General features: G+C 74.5%; 15 protein-coding genes and 1 pseudogene. 10 read left to right on the top strand and 6 right to left on the bottom strand.

The genetic code is table 11. The features are described from left to right. Nucleotides 1-60 precede the first annotated feature (60 nt). A complete protein-coding gene (locus ABZ861_RS21305) occupies nucleotides 61-609 on the top strand; it encodes a peroxidase-related enzyme (RefSeq protein ID WP_361632330.1) in 549 nt (182 codons plus the stop codon). 170 nt (nucleotides 610-779) lie between these two features. Further along, nucleotides 780-893 (top strand): annotated as a pseudogene (locus tag ABZ861_RS21300) (MGMT family protein); the annotation flags it as partial. A gap of 120 nt (nucleotides 894-1,013) precedes the next feature. Here the strand turns inward: ABZ861_RS21300 and ABZ861_RS21295 are convergent. After that, nucleotides 1,014-1,580 (bottom strand): TetR family transcriptional regulator, encoded by a 567-nt coding sequence (locus ABZ861_RS21295; RefSeq protein ID WP_361632328.1) that lies wholly within the window; start codon nucleotides 1,578-1,580, stop codon nucleotides 1,014-1,016. Between the two features lie 31 nt (nucleotides 1,581-1,611). Beyond that, the gene (locus ABZ861_RS21290; protein WP_361632326.1) at nucleotides 1,612-2,193 is read right to left on the bottom strand and encodes a sugar O-acetyltransferase; all 582 of its coding nucleotides are present in this window, start codon (nucleotides 2,191-2,193) and stop codon (nucleotides 1,612-1,614) included. A gap of 277 nt (nucleotides 2,194-2,470) precedes the next feature. Between ABZ861_RS21290 and ABZ861_RS21285 the strand changes: the two genes are divergently transcribed. The 8 genes from ABZ861_RS21285 (at nucleotide 2,471) to ABZ861_RS21250 (ending at nucleotide 9,708) form a co-directional block, all read left to right on the top strand. Then, complete coding sequence (locus tag ABZ861_RS21285; RefSeq protein ID WP_361632324.1) at nucleotides 2,471-3,139, top strand: DedA family protein; 669 nt, start codon at nucleotides 2,471-2,473, stop codon at nucleotides 3,137-3,139. A 136-nt stretch (nucleotides 3,140-3,275) separates the two neighbouring features. Then, nucleotides 3,276-3,992: a phosphatase PAP2 family protein gene (locus tag ABZ861_RS21280; RefSeq protein WP_361632322.1), complete on the top strand. Its 717-nt coding sequence runs from the start codon at nucleotides 3,276-3,278 to the stop codon at nucleotides 3,990-3,992. 203 nt (nucleotides 3,993-4,195) lie between these two features. Continuing rightward, the gene (locus ABZ861_RS21275) at nucleotides 4,196-5,143 is read left to right on the top strand and encodes an ATP-binding cassette domain-containing protein (RefSeq protein WP_361632320.1); all 948 of its coding nucleotides are present in this window, start codon (nucleotides 4,196-4,198) and stop codon (nucleotides 5,141-5,143) included. After that, nucleotides 5,140-5,979, top strand: a complete 840-nt coding sequence (locus tag ABZ861_RS21270) for an ABC transporter permease (protein ID WP_361632318.1) — start codon at nucleotides 5,140-5,142, stop codon at nucleotides 5,977-5,979. Before ABZ861_RS21275 ends, ABZ861_RS21270 begins: the two co-directional genes overlap by 4 nt. A gap of 70 nt (nucleotides 5,980-6,049) precedes the next feature. Next, nucleotides 6,050-7,360, top strand: a complete 1,311-nt coding sequence (locus ABZ861_RS21265; RefSeq protein WP_361632506.1) for a histidine kinase — start codon at nucleotides 6,050-6,052, stop codon at nucleotides 7,358-7,360. After that, on the top strand, nucleotides 7,357-8,025 hold the full coding sequence (locus ABZ861_RS21260) for a response regulator transcription factor (RefSeq protein ID WP_361632316.1): 669 nt from the start codon (nucleotides 7,357-7,359) through the stop codon (nucleotides 8,023-8,025). The genes ABZ861_RS21265 and ABZ861_RS21260 overlap by 4 nt, the downstream gene beginning before the upstream one ends. Before the next feature lie 373 nt (nucleotides 8,026-8,398). Further along, complete coding sequence (locus ABZ861_RS21255) at nucleotides 8,399-8,770, top strand: BlaI/MecI/CopY family transcriptional regulator (RefSeq protein WP_361632314.1); 372 nt, start codon at nucleotides 8,399-8,401, stop codon at nucleotides 8,768-8,770. Further along, nucleotides 8,767-9,708 carry a M48 family metalloprotease gene (locus tag ABZ861_RS21250; RefSeq protein WP_361632312.1) on the top strand — a complete coding sequence of 314 codons (942 nt, stop codon included), beginning with the start codon at nucleotides 8,767-8,769 and terminating at the stop codon, nucleotides 9,706-9,708. Before ABZ861_RS21255 ends, ABZ861_RS21250 begins: the two co-directional genes overlap by 4 nt. A 234-nt stretch (nucleotides 9,709-9,942) precedes the next feature. Here the strand turns inward: ABZ861_RS21250 and ABZ861_RS21245 are convergent, their stop codons facing one another. The 4 genes from ABZ861_RS21245 to adh form a co-directional block, all read right to left on the bottom strand. After that, nucleotides 9,943-10,548: a phosphatase PAP2 family protein gene (locus ABZ861_RS21245; protein ID WP_361632310.1), complete on the bottom strand. Its 606-nt coding sequence runs from the start codon at nucleotides 10,546-10,548 to the stop codon at nucleotides 9,943-9,945. A 161-nt stretch (nucleotides 10,549-10,709) separates the two neighbouring features. Further along, nucleotides 10,710-11,393 (bottom strand): hypothetical protein, encoded by a 684-nt coding sequence (locus ABZ861_RS21240; RefSeq protein WP_361632308.1) that lies wholly within the window; start codon nucleotides 11,391-11,393, stop codon nucleotides 10,710-10,712. 267 nt (nucleotides 11,394-11,660) lie between these two features. Continuing rightward, nucleotides 11,661-12,071: a DUF779 domain-containing protein gene (locus ABZ861_RS21235; protein ID WP_361632306.1), complete on the bottom strand. Its 411-nt coding sequence runs from the start codon at nucleotides 12,069-12,071 to the stop codon at nucleotides 11,661-11,663. Further along, complete coding sequence (gene adh / locus ABZ861_RS21230; protein ID WP_361632304.1) at nucleotides 12,071-13,588, bottom strand: aldehyde dehydrogenase; 1,518 nt, start codon at nucleotides 13,586-13,588, stop codon at nucleotides 12,071-12,073. The genes ABZ861_RS21235 and adh overlap by 1 nt, the downstream gene beginning before the upstream one ends. Between the last annotated feature and the right edge of the window lie 116 nt (nucleotides 13,589-13,704).

Raw genomic sequence — 13,704 nt, 5'->3', positions numbered from 1 at the left:
GATCTCTCCGGGCGCCGCACCTGGCCCCCGGCGCCTCGGCCCACCAAAGGAGTCATCCACATGCCGCACATCCCCCTGAACGCCGAACTGCCCGGCATCTCGGCGCTCTTCGCCTTCCGCCCGGAGACGGCGAAGCCCCTGGGCGAGCTTGCCGAGGTCCTGCTGCGCGGCCCCAGCGCGCTCAGCCGCGGAGAGCGCGAACTCATCGCCGCCCGCGTCTCCCACCTCAACGGCTGCCGCTTCTGCACGGCCTCCCACGCCGCGTTCGCGGCGGCGCAACTGCCCGAGGGCATGGCCCTGGTCGACCAGGTGCGCGCCGACCCGGCCCAGGCCCCGGTCTCCCCGAAGCTCGCGGCGCTGCTGCCCCTCGCGGACGCCGTCCAACGCGGCGGGCGGGAGGTCGAGGAACGGCACGTGAAGGCCGCCCGCGCGGCGGGCGCCACCGACACGGAGATCCACGACACCGTTCTCATCGCCGCGGCCTTCTGCATGTTCAACCGGTACGTCGACGGTCTGGGCGCCGTGGCCCCCGAAGCCCCCGCCGCCTACGAGGCGATGGCCGAACGCATCGTCGCCCACGGCTACCGCACCCCGCCCGCCGGCTCATGAGCGCGCTCGACGACTGAGGAGCAACTCCTCAGCGGCGGGTGATCGACCAGGCCGTGCACGAGCTGGACGCGTATCTGGACGGCAGCGGCCGGACGTTCGCCGTGCCGTCCGCTCTGCGCCTGGCCACGCCGTTCAGCCGTACGACCGCCACGAGCCTGGACGGCTTCGCGCCGTACGGGGCCACGGCGACATACGGGGAACTGCCCGCGGCCCTGGGGCGGCCGCGGGCCGCGCGGGCCGTGGGCGCAGCGCTGGGCGCCAACCCGTTGTGCGTGGTGCTCCCCTGGCGTAGCGCCACCCCAGGGTGACCCTGGGGTGGCGCTACGCCGAGGAGACGTTTCTCCGACGTCGTGTGACCGGGCTCGGGGGCGCCGGGCGCACTCGCGCCGCGTCGCGCCCCGCGTTCACATTGGCCCGTCGGGCGGTCGCTGGTCGGCGGTGATCCGGGCGACGGCCTGCCGGGTCAGCGCGCGGTCGTGCGGGCGGGTGTCGAGGGCGCGGTGCAGGCTCATGCCCTCGATCAGGGCGTCGAGCTGGCGGGCGGTGTCCGCGTCGAAGTGCCGTTCCAGCAGGCAGCGGCTGCGGCGCATCCACTGGTGGGTCAGCTCCCGGAACTCCGGGCGGCGCGCGGCGAGGGTGTACAGCTCCTGGGTGAGGACCAGGTCGCGCGACGGGCTCCGCGAGAGCACGTGGACGAGGTCGGTGACGGCTTCGCGTGCCTGTTCCCGGTCGGTCGCTCGGCTGAGGTGGTGCTCGAAGAGCGCCACGACGTGGTCGGCGAAGGCGGCGAACGCCTGGCGCAGCAGGTCGTCCAGACCGGCGAAGTGATAGGTCATCGAGCCCAGGGGCACCTGGGCCCGAGCGGCGACCTTGCGGTGCGAGACGCCGGCGACTCCCTCGTCGGCGATCAGGTCGAGGGCGGCGGCGACGATCCGCTCGCGCCGCCGCGGGTCGGCGTGTCCGGTGGCCATCGCAGGTGTGCTGCCGGGAGGGGGCGTGCCGTCAGAGGGCGCGGACGACGCGGGCGGGGTTGCCGACGGCGACGACGTCGGCGGGCACGTCCTTGGTGACCACGGCGCCCGCGCCGATGACGGAGTTGTCGCCGATGCTCACCCCGGGGCACACGACGGCCCCGCCGCCGAGCCAGACGTTGTCGCCGATGACGATGGGCCGCGCGGCTTCGAGCTTGTCGCGGCGGGGCTCGGGCTCCACGGGGTGGGTGGGCGTGAGGAGCTGCACATGGGGCCCGATCTGGCAGTCCTCGCCGATGGTGATCCGTGCGACGTCCAGCGCGGTGAGGCCGTAGTTGACGAAGGTGCGCGCCCCGACGGTGATGTTGCTGCCGTAGTCGACGTACAGCGGCGGCCGTACGTCCACGCCCTCGCCGACGTGTCCGAGCAGCTCGGACAGGATCGGCCGGGCGGCGTCGGGCGCCTCGACGTAGGCGGCTTGGTAGCGGGCGGCCAGTCGCATGGCGTGCTGCTGCCGGCGGGCGATCTCCGGGTCGTCGGAGATGTAGAGATCCCCCGCGAGCATGCGCTCCAGTTGCGTGCGCGGGTCGTCGGCGAAGTAGTCGGTCGGCATGCGTACGATCGTACACTCTGCGAACGTACGATCGTACGCTGCTGCGAAGCGACCTTCATGGGGCACGGCGAACGGTGGGAGAACGGGCCGCGGGACCGGCGGCTAGGTGCGGCGCGAAGGGTGCGCCGAGGGGCGCGGCGCGGGATTCCGGGAGATCGGGTGCGCCGGGAACGCTTCTCGTGCGGCTATCGTTCTCCGCAGTGTCTACTCTTTTGTAGTCGTCGCGCTCGCGCTCGTCCACCATCGCATCGTTGCCGGGGAAAGGTCCAGGGTTCGCATGACCACATCAGTTCACCTCGCGTCGCAGCTCGCCGTGAACGTGCTCGACGCCCGGTCCCTGCTGACCGCCTTCGGGGTGCTCGGCGTCGGCGTGGTGCTGTTCGCCGAGACGGGACTGCTGATCGGGTTCTTCCTTCCGGGCGACTCGCTGCTGTTCACGGCCGGTCTGCTGTGCACGGGCGCCGCGGACCGGCCCGTCAAGCTGTCCCTGGCGCCGCTGACCGTCGCGGCCGCGGTCGGCGCGCTGGCCGGGGCCCAGTGCGGATACCTGATCGGCCGGAAGGCGGGAGCGGCCCTGATCTCGCGCAGCCGGTCGCCGCGTCTGCACGAGGGGACGAAGCGGGCCGAGGAGCTGCTGGAGCGGTACGGGCACGCGAAGGCGGTCGTCCTGGCCCGGTTCGTCCCCGTGGTGCGCACCGTGCTCAACCCGCTGGCGGGCGCCCTGGAGGTCCCGGTGCGCACGTTCACGGTGTGGCAGGCGATCGGCGGCCTGGTCTGGACGATCGGCCTCATCCTGGCGGGGTACGCGCTGGGCTCCTCGGTGCCGAACGTCGACCGCTACCTGCTGCCGCTGGTGGCGCTGATCCTCCTCGCGTCGCTGCTCCCGGTCGCCCTGGAGGTCCTGCGCGGCCGGCGGACCGCCAAGGCCGACGGAGGACGCCAGTGATCTCCCACCTCACCGGACCAGCCCTCACGGGCTCGCCCCTCATCGGACCAGCCCTCGCCGGACCGCGTCTCACCGGCGTCTCCACGGACGCGGCACGCCAGATGCCGCGGCCCCCCGCCTCCCCCCTGCCCGCCGCATGAGCCGCCGCGATCTGTCCCGCCCGGCCGGTCGCGCCGCCCTGGGCGCGTCGCTTCTGGTCGGGGCGCTGGCCGCGCTGATCGTCGGCGCGGGCGGCGCGCCGCTCGGGCCGGACGGCCCCCTCCTGTCCTGGGCGGTGGGGCACCGTCCGCAGGCCGCCGCGGCTCTGGCGCGCGCGGTGACGGCCACCGGGACCGGCGCCGTCCCCTACGCGGCGGCCGCGGCGGCCGGTCTCGTGGCGGCACGCACCGTGCGGCGGCGGCTGGGCGCCGTCGCGCTGTGCGTCGCCTGTCTGGCCGTGGGCCAGGCGCTGCGGTACGAGCTGATGGAGCTGATCCACCGGCCCCGGCCGCCGCGCGCCGACTGGGCGGCGCACCCTTCCGGCTGGGCCTTCCCCTCCGGGCACAGCACCAGCGCGGCCCTCGCCGCCGGGCTGCTGATCCTCGCCGTCACCCTGCGGGCGCCGCGCGGGGCGGGGACGGCGGCGCTGCGGGTCGTCATCGGCTGCTGGGGCGCGGCGGTCGGCGCGACCCGGGTCTACCTGGGGGTGCACTGGTGCACGGACGTCGTCGGCGGCTGGCTGTTCGCCGTGGCCTGGCTCGGGGTGTGCCTGTGGTCGGCGGCCCGGTGGCTTCCCGCCTCGATCACCATAGGCGCCGCACCCGCCCCTGACGGGCCGCCGCAGGACTGCGCGCCCGCGGATCCCGGTCGTTGAGGACGAACACGCGGCATGCGGCAGGCGCCGTCCGGCGGGAGCGGCGGACGCTGGAGGCGGCCGCCCCGGGGCGCGTAGTACCGCGGTACCACCCGCATGGTCCGCTTCCGCCCCCGGTACCACCGGATCCGGGCGTTTCCGGTCATACGTTGTGAAAGACACGTCGGAAGCGACGGACGCCGCCCCCAGGAGAGAGAGCGCCCATGATCGAAGCGCGGAAGCTGACGAAGAGGTACGGGGAGAAACTGGCCGTGGACGGCCTGGACTTCACCGTGAAGCCGGGCACGGTGACCGGCTTCCTCGGACCGAACGGCGCGGGGAAGTCCACGACGATGCGGATGATCGTCGGCCTGGACGCACCCACGAGCGGCACGGTGACGGTCAACGGCCGCCCCTACGCCCAGCACCGGTCCCCGCTCCAGGAGGTCGGCGCCCTCCTGGAGGCCAAGTCGGTCCATCCCGGCCGCTCGGCCTACTGCCATCTCAGAGCGCTGGCCCTGACCCACGGCATCCCGCGCCGCCGCGTCGACGAGGTCGTCGAACTCGCCGGACTGGGCAGCGTGGCGAAGCAGCGCGCCGGCGCCTTCTCCCTCGGCATGGGCCAGCGGCTCGGCATCGCCGCGGCGCTGCTGGGCGACCCGCAGACGGTGATGCTGGACGAGCCCGTCAACGGCCTGGACCCCGAAGGAGTGCTCTGGATCCGCAACCTGCTGACCTCGCTGGCCGCCCAGGGGCGCACGGTGTTCGTGTCGTCGCACCTGATGAGCGAGATGGCGCTGGTGGCCGATCACCTGATCGTCGTCGGGCGCGGCCGGCTGCTGGCCGACACGACCGTGCGGGAGCTGGTCCGCGAGGCGGGCGGGGACACCGTGCGGGTGGTCACGCAGGACCCGGCGCGGTTGCGGGACGTCCTCGCGGGGCCGGGCGTCGACGTCACCGGGCGGATCGGCTCCGAGGAACTGCGGGTGACCGGGCTGAGCGCGCGCGAGATCGGCCTGAGGGCCGCCGAGCACGGGATCCCGCTGTTCGAGCTGAGCACGCGCCAGGTCTCCCTGGAGGAGGCGTTCATGAACCTGACCAGGGACGCCGTGGAGTACCACGGCTCGTCGAGCGGCGGCGAGAGCGTCGCGCCCGTGAGGAGGACCGCATGAGCGCCCTGACCGCGACCGCCGAGCCGGCCGAGGCCGCCGCCGCGCGTCCCGCCCACCGGGTGACCGGGCGGCGCGTGCTGGCCTCCGAATGGGCCAAGCTGTGGTCTCTGAAGTCCACCTGGATCACCTTGGGGCTGGGGCTGGTGTTCCTGGTCGCCTTCGGAGTGATCGCCTCCAGCCGGTTCGCGTCCAGCGTCGGCACGGCCCGCATGGACGGGGGCTTCGCGCGTTCCACCGCCGTCAGCCTGTCGCTGTTCGGCGCCAACTTCGCCCAACTGGCCCTGGGCGTCCTCGGCGTGCTGGTCACCGCGGGCGAGTACTCGACGGGCATGATCCGCTCCACGCTGGCGGCCGTGCCGCGCCGGCTGCCGGTGCTGTGGTCCAAGGCGGCCGTGTTCGGCCTGGTCGCCCTGGTCGTCGGGACGCTCGGCGCGTTCGTCGCCTTCTTCTTCGGCAGCCGCATCGTCTCCGGCACCTCGGCGGCCATGGACTTCTCGCACGCCGGTGTCGTCCGCAGCCTGCTGGGCGCCGGGCTCTACCTCGGTCTGGTCGGTGTGATCGGCGTGGCCCTGGGCGCGCTGCTGCGCTCGGTGGCCGGCGGCGTCTCGACGCTGATCGCCGCGCTGATGCTGGTGCCGGGGCTGATCTCCCTGCTGCCCAGCTCCTGGCAGGACGACATCAGTCCCTATCTGCCGAGCAACGCGGGCGAGTCGATGTTCGCGCTGACGCAGGACACCGGCGCCTTGTCCCCCGGGAACGGTCTGCTGGTCTTCCTCGGCTGGACGGCGCTCGCGCTGGCCGGGGCGGCGGGCCGGCTGCTGCGCAGCGACGTGTGACACGCCGCATGATGACCAGGTGACCTCCGTGACCTCACAGGCCGCCCCGCCCGCCCAGGACATCGGCGGGATGGGTCCGCTGGTCGCCCGGCTGTCTCGGGCCGGCCAGCGGCTGAGGCAGGCCGACCGGGCGCGTCCGTGGGCGCTGGACGCCGCCGTGGTGCTGCTGGTCTTCCTGATGTTCTGCGTGCCGGACCTGGCGCACGCGGTCGGCGGCGACGCCGACCGGCCGCGCCGGTTCCGGTCGGCGTTCACCCGGCTGCCGCCGGCGGCCATGCTCGCCGTGCAGGTCGGGCTCACGGCGCCCCTGCTGTGGCGCCGCCGCCGGCCCGCGGCTGCCTTCGGCGCCGTCGCGGCCGTCCTGGTCCTCCAGTGGTCGCTGGGCGCGGCGCTGCGCGCGGACGTCGCCCTGTTCCTCGCCCTGTACAGCCTGGCCTTGCACGGGCGGACGCGGGAGCTGCCGTGGGCCTGCGCGGTCACGGCGGGGGTGCTGGCGCTGGTCGCGGTGCGGGCGGCCGCGGCGGCGCCCGTCTGGGACGCGCTGTTCTTCCTTCTCAGCACGGCGACCGCGGCCCTCGCGCTCGGGCTCATGGTGCGCATCCGCCGGGCCCAGCTCGCGGGCCTGCGGGACCGGGCGGCGCGTCTGGAGATCGAACGGGACCAGCGCAGCCGGCTCGCCGCCGCGGCCGAACGCGCCCGGATGGCGCGCGACATGCACGACATCGTCGGCCACAACCTGTCCGTGATCATCACGCTCGCCGACGCCGGGGCCTACGCCACCGCCGCCGCTCCGGGCCAGGGCGGCGAGGCCCTGCGCCTGATCGCGGACACCGGCCGCCAGGCCCTCGGCGAACTCAGGCGGGTGCTCGGCGTGCTGCGGGAGGCGTCGCGGAGCCCGCAGGACGGGCCGGACCTCAGTCCGCAGCCCGGTCTGGGCGACGTCGACGCGCTCTGCGAGGGGGTGCGCGCCGCCGGACTGGACGTCGTCTACCGGACGACCGGCGACGTGGACGCCCTCGACAGCGGGGTGCAGTTGACGGCCTACCGGATCGCCCAGGAGGCCCTGACCAACACGCTGAAGCACGCGGGCGTGGGCGCCGGGGTCAACGTGGCGATCATCGTGCGGGACGCGCGGCTGACCGTCAGGGTCCAGGACACCGGCCCGCCCGGCACCGCGACCGCGCGCCGGCGTCCACGGAACCCGGAGATCGCGAAGAACGCGAAGAACCCAGAGAACCCAGAGAGCGAGGAAGGGCACGGTCTGGTGGGCATGCGGGAACGGACGGCGCTGTACGGCGGGACGCTCCGCGTCGGTCCGAGCGGCGGCGGGTGGACCGTGGAGGCGGCCCTCGATCTGGCGTCCTCGGGCGGCCGCCGGTGACCACTGTGCTGATCGTGGACGACCAGCCGCTCCAGCGCTACGGCTTCCGCATGCTCCTGGACTCGGTCCCGGAGACGGAGGTGGTCGGCGAGGCCGCGCAGGGCGCGGAAGCGGTCCGCAAGGCGGCCGAGCTGCGCCCCGACGTCGTCCTCATGGACGTACGGATGCCGGGCATGGACGGCATCGAGGCCACCCGCCGCATCACCGCCGCGGGCGGCCGCTCCCGGGTGCTGGTGCTGACCACGTTCGACCTGGACGAGTACGTGTACGCGGCGCTGCGCGCCGGTGCGAGCGGCTTCCTCCTCAAGGACGCCCGCCCGGAGGAGCTGCTCGCCGGCATCGGCGCGGTCGCCTGCGGCGACGCGGTGATCGCTCCGGCGCTGACCCGGCGGCTGCTGCACGAGTTCGCGCGGCTCGTCCCGGTCCGCTCGGACGGCTCGCCGGAGGACCGGAGACTGGACAGCCTCACCGAGCGCGAACGCGAGATCCTGGTCGCCGTCGGCAAGGGGTGGACCAACGGCGAGATCGCCGCCCACTTCGTGCTGTCCGAGTCCACCGTGAAGACGCACGTCGGCCGGGTCCTGGCCAAGATCGGCGCCCGCGACCGGATCCAGGCGGTGATCTTCGCCTACGACCACGGCCTGACCCGCCCGCACCCCGGCTGACAGGGGCGCCGCGGCGCACGTCGCCGGACCGGAGCGACGCGCGGCCTGATCCCGGGAGCGCCGCGCCGCCGGGCCGTCGCGGGAGCAGCGGGTCGCGGTCGGCGCCCAGCGCGGCCGCCCGCGCTCCCGGCTCGGCCGCCGCTGAGTACGGCTGCCGCTCCACGGCCGTACGCTCCCCTTGGGCGCCCCCAGGCGCCGCGGGCCGCGCCCGCCCGTCGAGCCGGTGGGCGGCCCCTCGATAATGGGCTGTCGGGTGACACCGAACGCGGACGGACCACGGCGGCGCTCGGGCGCGGCAGGAGGCGGTCCCCTTGCGTCTACTGTTCGGTGGTCGGTCTACTTCACCGTAGGCGACGGGCGGAGAGGACAGGGCATGGCGGACACGGAGGGCGAGCGCAGGCCCGCCGGCGAACTGGAGGCCAGCGTGCTGGCGGCCCTGTGGGCTGCGGCTGGGCCGCAGTCGGCGGCGGAGGTCAGAGCGGCGATACCCCAGGAACTGGCCCGCACCACGGTGGCCACGCTGCTGGCACGGCTGCACGAGAAGGGCGCGGTGGACCGCGCTCCGGGGCGGCGCGGGTTCGTCTACTTCGCGGTGGAGGACTCCCACGGCCTGACCGCCCGCCGTATGCACCGGGAGCTGGACCAGGACGACGATCGCAGCACGGTGCTGGCCCGGTTCGTCGACGGGCTGAGCGCCGCCGACGAGGCGGAGCTGAAGCGGCTGCTGGAGGGAGGGCGCCGGTGATCGCCCTGCTGCTGATCCCGCTCGCTCTCCCGTGGATCCTGCCGCCGCTGGCCCGCCGCACCGTCTTACGGGTGCGGCCCGAGATCGCGCTGTGGACGGTCACCTGCGCCACCGTCGCGCTGGCCGTGGGCGTCGTGGCCTGCCTGGGAGTGCTCCTCCTGCCGCTCGCCCTCGCCCTCCCTCCGCTCGCCACCCTCACGCACCTGGTCCAGCCCCTCCATGCGGGCCCGCGCCTGCTCGTGCTCGGCGTCTCGGCGCTGTCCGCCGGGGCGCTCGCGCTGGCCGCCTGCCGGGTGCTGCGGCGTGCGGTCTCCGAGGCGACGCGCCTGCGCGCCGCGCACGGCCGCGTCGCCGGCCTGCCGGACGCCGGGGGACTGTGCGTCCTGGACGATCCGCACCCGGACGCCTTCGCCCTGCCCGGCGGCTTCCGCAGGGCGCACCGGATCGTGGTGACCACCGGCATGCTGCGCGCGCTGCGGCCTGTGGAGCGCGAGGCGCTGCTCGCGCACGAACGCGCCCACCTGCGCGCGAAGCACCATCTCTTCCTCTCCGCCGCCCAGCTCGCCGGATGGTGCCATCCCGCCCTGGCGGCCGTCGTCCCGCACGTGTCCTTCGCCGCCGAGCGGGCGGCCGACGAGGCCGCCGCCCGCCAGTGCGGCGACCGCGACGTCACGGCGCAGGCCGTGGGACGGGCCGCACTGGCCGCGAGCCGCAGCCGCGCGAGGGGCGATCGCCCGGCGCTGGCGCCGGGCGCCGCCACGGGCCCCGTTCCGGCCCGGGTGAAGGCGCTGCTCCGGCAGGCCCCGGTCCGGCGCATGGCGCCCGCGCTGCTGGCCATGGCCCTGCTGTGCACAGCGGCCGGCGCCTCCTCGCTGGCCGGGGCGGTCTGGCTGCACCGCGGGGTCGAGGTCGCCCAGGGCGAGAGCCCCGACGCATGAGCCGCCGCGGCGCCGACGGCTGACGCGCCGCCCGGCCGCCGCCGAGACCGCGCGCCGCGCGCCGCACGCCGTGAGGAGACGAGCGCGAGCCGGGACGGGAGACCCGCCGCGCAGGGCGGCGCCACGCCGAGGAGAGCGAAGGCGCCGCCGCCAGGCGCCGCCGCGCCGACGACTCCGGACGCCGCCCATGCGCCGAGCCCCCGCCGCCCGCCAGGTCGGCGGCCTCGGCGCGCCTCATGACGTGAGCAGCAGCGCGCCCAGACGCCTGGAGGTCAGCCACCGCGCCAGCGCCTGGGACCGCTGGCGCAGCACGACCATCGCCGTCAGCGCCACCAGGGCGCCCACCACCGCTCCGGCCAGCACGTCGTGCGGGTAGTGGGCCCCCACCCACACGCGGGACACGGCCATCGCCAGCGCCGCGACGACCGCGACCGCGCCGAGGCGCCGCGAGACGAACACCAGCGCCGCCGCGGCGGCGGCCGCGATGGCGGTGTGGTTGCTGGGGAACGACCAGTCGCCCGGCGCCGGACACGCCTCCAGCGTCGCCATGCGCAGGCTCTGGCACGGTCTGTGCTCCCGCACGGCCAGCTTCAGGACCATGTCCGCGCCGAAGGCCAGCAGCACGACGAGCGGAACCGCCAGCGCCGTCACCGCAGCGGCCGCCCCCGACCGCCGCCCCCGCCACCAGCCGACGGCCATGAGCAGCACGAACACCGCGAGCCCGTACGTCGACCAGGCCGACACGGCGCCGTCCAGCCACGCGGGCGATCGCTGCGCGTCGGTCACGACGCGGGTGTAGAGGGACCCGTCGATGGAGGATCCGTCGAAGGCCAGGATCACGTGCGCCTACCTTTCGGTCCGTCGCCCCCGCCGGACCCGTGCGTGCTCGATGAAGAGGTCTACAAGACAGTAGACGATCGGCGGCTGGAAGACGTTCCCGAGCGACTGCGCAGCCGCTTGCCCGCGGCGCCGTCGACCGCGCGGAGAGGAGTCAGCGGCGCTCACCGGCCGCGCGGCGCCCCGGGTCCGGCTTCGCCAGCCGGGTCAGCGCGGTCGCCACCAGGGCCCGCACGCCGGAGTCCACTGTCGGCTGCACGACCGGTGCGCAGCGCATGCATCGGCTGCACGACCGGTGTGCAGCGCGGGCTGTAGTCGACCGGGACGTCCTGAGCCACCGCGCCGCACCGCCGGGGGGCCTCCTCGGCGGACGGGAGCACGGTCAGCGCAGTGCCCTGCGACTTCTCTCGGGCCCCGGCCACCGGACGGGCCGCCCCCAGCAGCCAGGTGAGGCGCAGACCATGACCGCACGCGTACGCCACGGAAACCAGCCGCCCGGAGGCGTCCCTGTCGCGGACCGCGTCGGCGCACGGCAGTCCGGTCGCCTGCCGGACCTGCGGCGCGTCCCTGTCGGCGCGCGGCAGGACCGTCGGCCAGTCGCCCTCAGCCAGCACGCCGACCACGCCCGTCCCGCCGACTCCCTCCTGTAAGCGGGAGTCGTACGCGCGCAGGCGCCCCGCCCCGGCGGACGCGGTCCGGTGGTGCTCCTGGCGACCCAGTTCGCGGCTTCTGGCGGCCCAGCTCGGAGCGGGCGTGCAGATCCTCGTAAAGGCGTAGACGCTCCCCCGTGCGGACCGGACGCCGTCCAGCCCGGCCAGGATGGCGCGGGCGCGGTGCTCAGGAGCCATGGGGGTGGGCTGCCGGGGGCGGGCCGAGGCCCATGCCCTCCTCCCCGGCGATGGTGACGATCATGCGTCGCTCCTCGGTGGCTGGCCCATGCCGTCCACCCTCACGCCCCCGGGTCGCCCCTGCCACAGGTCGGCGTTCGCACGGGTGACGCCGCGTGCCGGGCCGGCGCCGGCCGGACGTGCCGCGCCTCGCCTTCGCCCCGCCCGGCCGGGAGAAGGCGAACGCGAGGCGCGCTCAGTCCGGGGAGCGGCGAACGCGAGGCGCGCTCAGTCCGCGGCCTGCGTCTCGGCCCCGGTGGGCAGCGGCGGTTCGGCCGTCAGGCCGCGCCACTCCTCGTCGGTGAAGACACGGGAGCGGATCAGGAAGCGGACGCCCTCGGGGGCTTCGAGGGAGAAGCCGCCGCCCCGGCCCTTGACCACGTCGACGGTGAGGTGGGTGTGCTCCCAGTACGCGTACTGGTCGGCGCTCATCCAGAACGGCGTGCCGTCCGGCAGCCGGCCGAGGAGGACGTCCGCGGCGCCGACCCGGAACTCGCCGCGCGGGTAGCACATGGGGGCGCTGCCGTCGCAGCAGCCGCCGGACTGGTGGAACATGACCGGTCCGTGCTGGGCGGCCAGCCGCGCGAGGAGGTCCTCGGCGGCCGGCGTCAGCTCGACACGGGTCGTGCGGGCGGCCATCAGAAGAAGCCGAGCTTCTGCGGCGCGTAGCTGACCAGCAGGTTCTTGGTCTGCTGGTAGTGGTCGAGCATCATCTTGTGGGTCTCCCGGCCGATGCCGGACTTCTTGTAGCCGCCGAACGCGGCGTGCGCCGGGTAGGCGTGGTAGCAGTTGGTCCACACGCGTCCGGCCTTGATCTCGCGGCCGAGGCGGTAGGCGGTGCTGCCGTCCCGGGTCCACACGCCCGCGCCGAGGCCGTAGAGGGTGTCGTTGGCGATCTTGAGGGCCTCGTCGGGCGAGTCGAACGTGGTGACCGACACCACCGGGCCGAAGATCTCCTCCTGGAAGATCCGCATGCCGTTGTCGCCGCGGAAGACGGTGGGCTCGATGTAGTAGCCGCCCTCCAGGCCGCTCACGGTGCGGGGTCCGCCGCCGGTGAGGAGTTCGGCGCCCTCCTTCTTGCCGATGTCGATGTAGGAGAGGATCTTCTCGTACTGGTCGTTGCTGGCCTGGGCGCCGATCATGGTCGCCGGGTCCAGCGGGTTCCCGCCGACGATGGCCTCGGTGCGCTCCAGGCAGCGGGCCATGAACGCGTCGTAGATCGAGGAGTGGATCAGGGCGCGGGACGGGCAGGTGCACACCTCGCCCTGGTTGAGCGCGAACATCACGAAGCCTTCGACGGCCTTGTCCAGGAACTCGTCGTCGGCGGCCATCACGTCCGGCAGGAAGATGTTCGGGCTCTTGCCGCCGAGTTCCAGGGTGACGGGGATGACGTTCTCGCTGGCGTACTGCATGATCAGGCGGCCGGTGGTGGTCTCGCCGGTGAAGGCGACCTTGGCGACGCGCGGGCTGGAGGCGAGCGGCTTGCCCGCCTCGACGCCGAAGCCGTTGACGACGTTGAGCACGCCCGGCGGCAGCAGGTCCGCGATCAGGTCGATCACGAACAGCAGGCTGGCGGGGGTCTGTTCGGCGGGCTTGAGGACCACGCAGTTGCCCGCGGCGAGCGCGGGCGCCAGCTTCCAGGCGGCCATCAGGACGGGGAAGTTCCACGGGATGATCTGGCCGACCACGCCCAGCGGCTCGTGGAAGTGGTAGGCGACCGTGTCCTCGTCGATCTGGGCGATGCTGCCCTCCTGGGCCCGCACGACGCCGGCGAAGTAGCGGAAGTGGTCGATCGCCAGCGGGATGTCGGCGGCCAGCGTCTCGCGCACCGGCTTGCCGTTCTCCCAGCTCTCCGCGACGGCGACCTTCTCCAGGTTCGCCTCGATCCGGTCCGCGATCCGGTTGAGCACTCCCGCCCGCTCCGCGGCGGAGGTACGGCCCCAGGAGGGCGCCGCGGCGTGGGCGGCGTCCAGGGCCAGTTCCACGTCCGGCGCGGACGAGCGGGCCACCTCGCAGAACGTCTCGCCCGTCACCGGCGACGGGTTGTCGAAGTAGCGGCCGTCCACCGGGGCGACCCAGTCGCCGCCGATGAAGTTGTCGTAGCGGCGGGCGAAACTGACGATGCTGCCCTCTGTCCCCGGCTGCGCGTACACCATGGCGGCTCTCCTCGGTGGCTGACTCGCGGTGGCCCTGCGGTCCCGCGGTCACGTCGTCGTGACGCGGCCCACCTTGCTCCCGGAAGGTTGGCGCGGGGTTGGCGCGGAAGGGGGGC

The sequence above is a fragment of the Streptomyces sp. NPDC046985 genome (assembly GCF_040644415.1).
Lineage (GTDB): Bacteria > Actinomycetota > Actinomycetes > Streptomycetales > Streptomycetaceae > Streptomyces.
Note: the sequence above shows the minus strand (reverse complement) of the source record. Positions and strands in the feature narration are given on the sequence as shown.

What these genes read in the sequence shown, in the direction of transcription:
- ABZ861_RS21305 (WP_361632330.1), top strand. Translation starts at nt 61, where the DNA reads ATGCCGCACATCCCCCTGAACGCCGAACTGCCCGGCATCTCGGCGCTC.
- ABZ861_RS21295 (WP_361632328.1), bottom strand. Translation starts at nt 1,580, where the DNA reads ATGGCCACCGGACACGCCGACCCGCGGCGGCGCGAGCGGATCGTCGCC.
- ABZ861_RS21290 (WP_361632326.1), bottom strand. Translation starts at nt 2,193, where the DNA reads ATGCCGACCGACTACTTCGCCGACGACCCGCGCACGCAACTGGAGCGC.
- ABZ861_RS21285 (WP_361632324.1), top strand. Translation starts at nt 2,471, where the DNA reads ATGACCACATCAGTTCACCTCGCGTCGCAGCTCGCCGTGAACGTGCTC.
- ABZ861_RS21280 (WP_361632322.1), top strand. Translation starts at nt 3,276, where the DNA reads ATGAGCCGCCGCGATCTGTCCCGCCCGGCCGGTCGCGCCGCCCTGGGC.
- ABZ861_RS21275 (WP_361632320.1), top strand. Translation starts at nt 4,196, where the DNA reads ATGATCGAAGCGCGGAAGCTGACGAAGAGGTACGGGGAGAAACTGGCC.
- ABZ861_RS21270 (WP_361632318.1), top strand. Translation starts at nt 5,140, where the DNA reads ATGAGCGCCCTGACCGCGACCGCCGAGCCGGCCGAGGCCGCCGCCGCG.
- ABZ861_RS21265 (WP_361632506.1), top strand. Translation starts at nt 6,050, where the DNA reads ATGGGTCCGCTGGTCGCCCGGCTGTCTCGGGCCGGCCAGCGGCTGAGG.
- ABZ861_RS21255 (WP_361632314.1), top strand. Translation starts at nt 8,399, where the DNA reads ATGGCGGACACGGAGGGCGAGCGCAGGCCCGCCGGCGAACTGGAGGCC.
- ABZ861_RS21240 (WP_361632308.1), bottom strand. Translation starts at nt 11,393, where the DNA reads ATGGCTCCTGAGCACCGCGCCCGCGCCATCCTGGCCGGGCTGGACGGC.
- ABZ861_RS21235 (WP_361632306.1), bottom strand. Translation starts at nt 12,071, where the DNA reads ATGGCCGCCCGCACGACCCGTGTCGAGCTGACGCCGGCCGCCGAGGAC.
- adh (WP_361632304.1), bottom strand. Translation starts at nt 13,588, where the DNA reads ATGGTGTACGCGCAGCCGGGGACAGAGGGCAGCATCGTCAGTTTCGCC.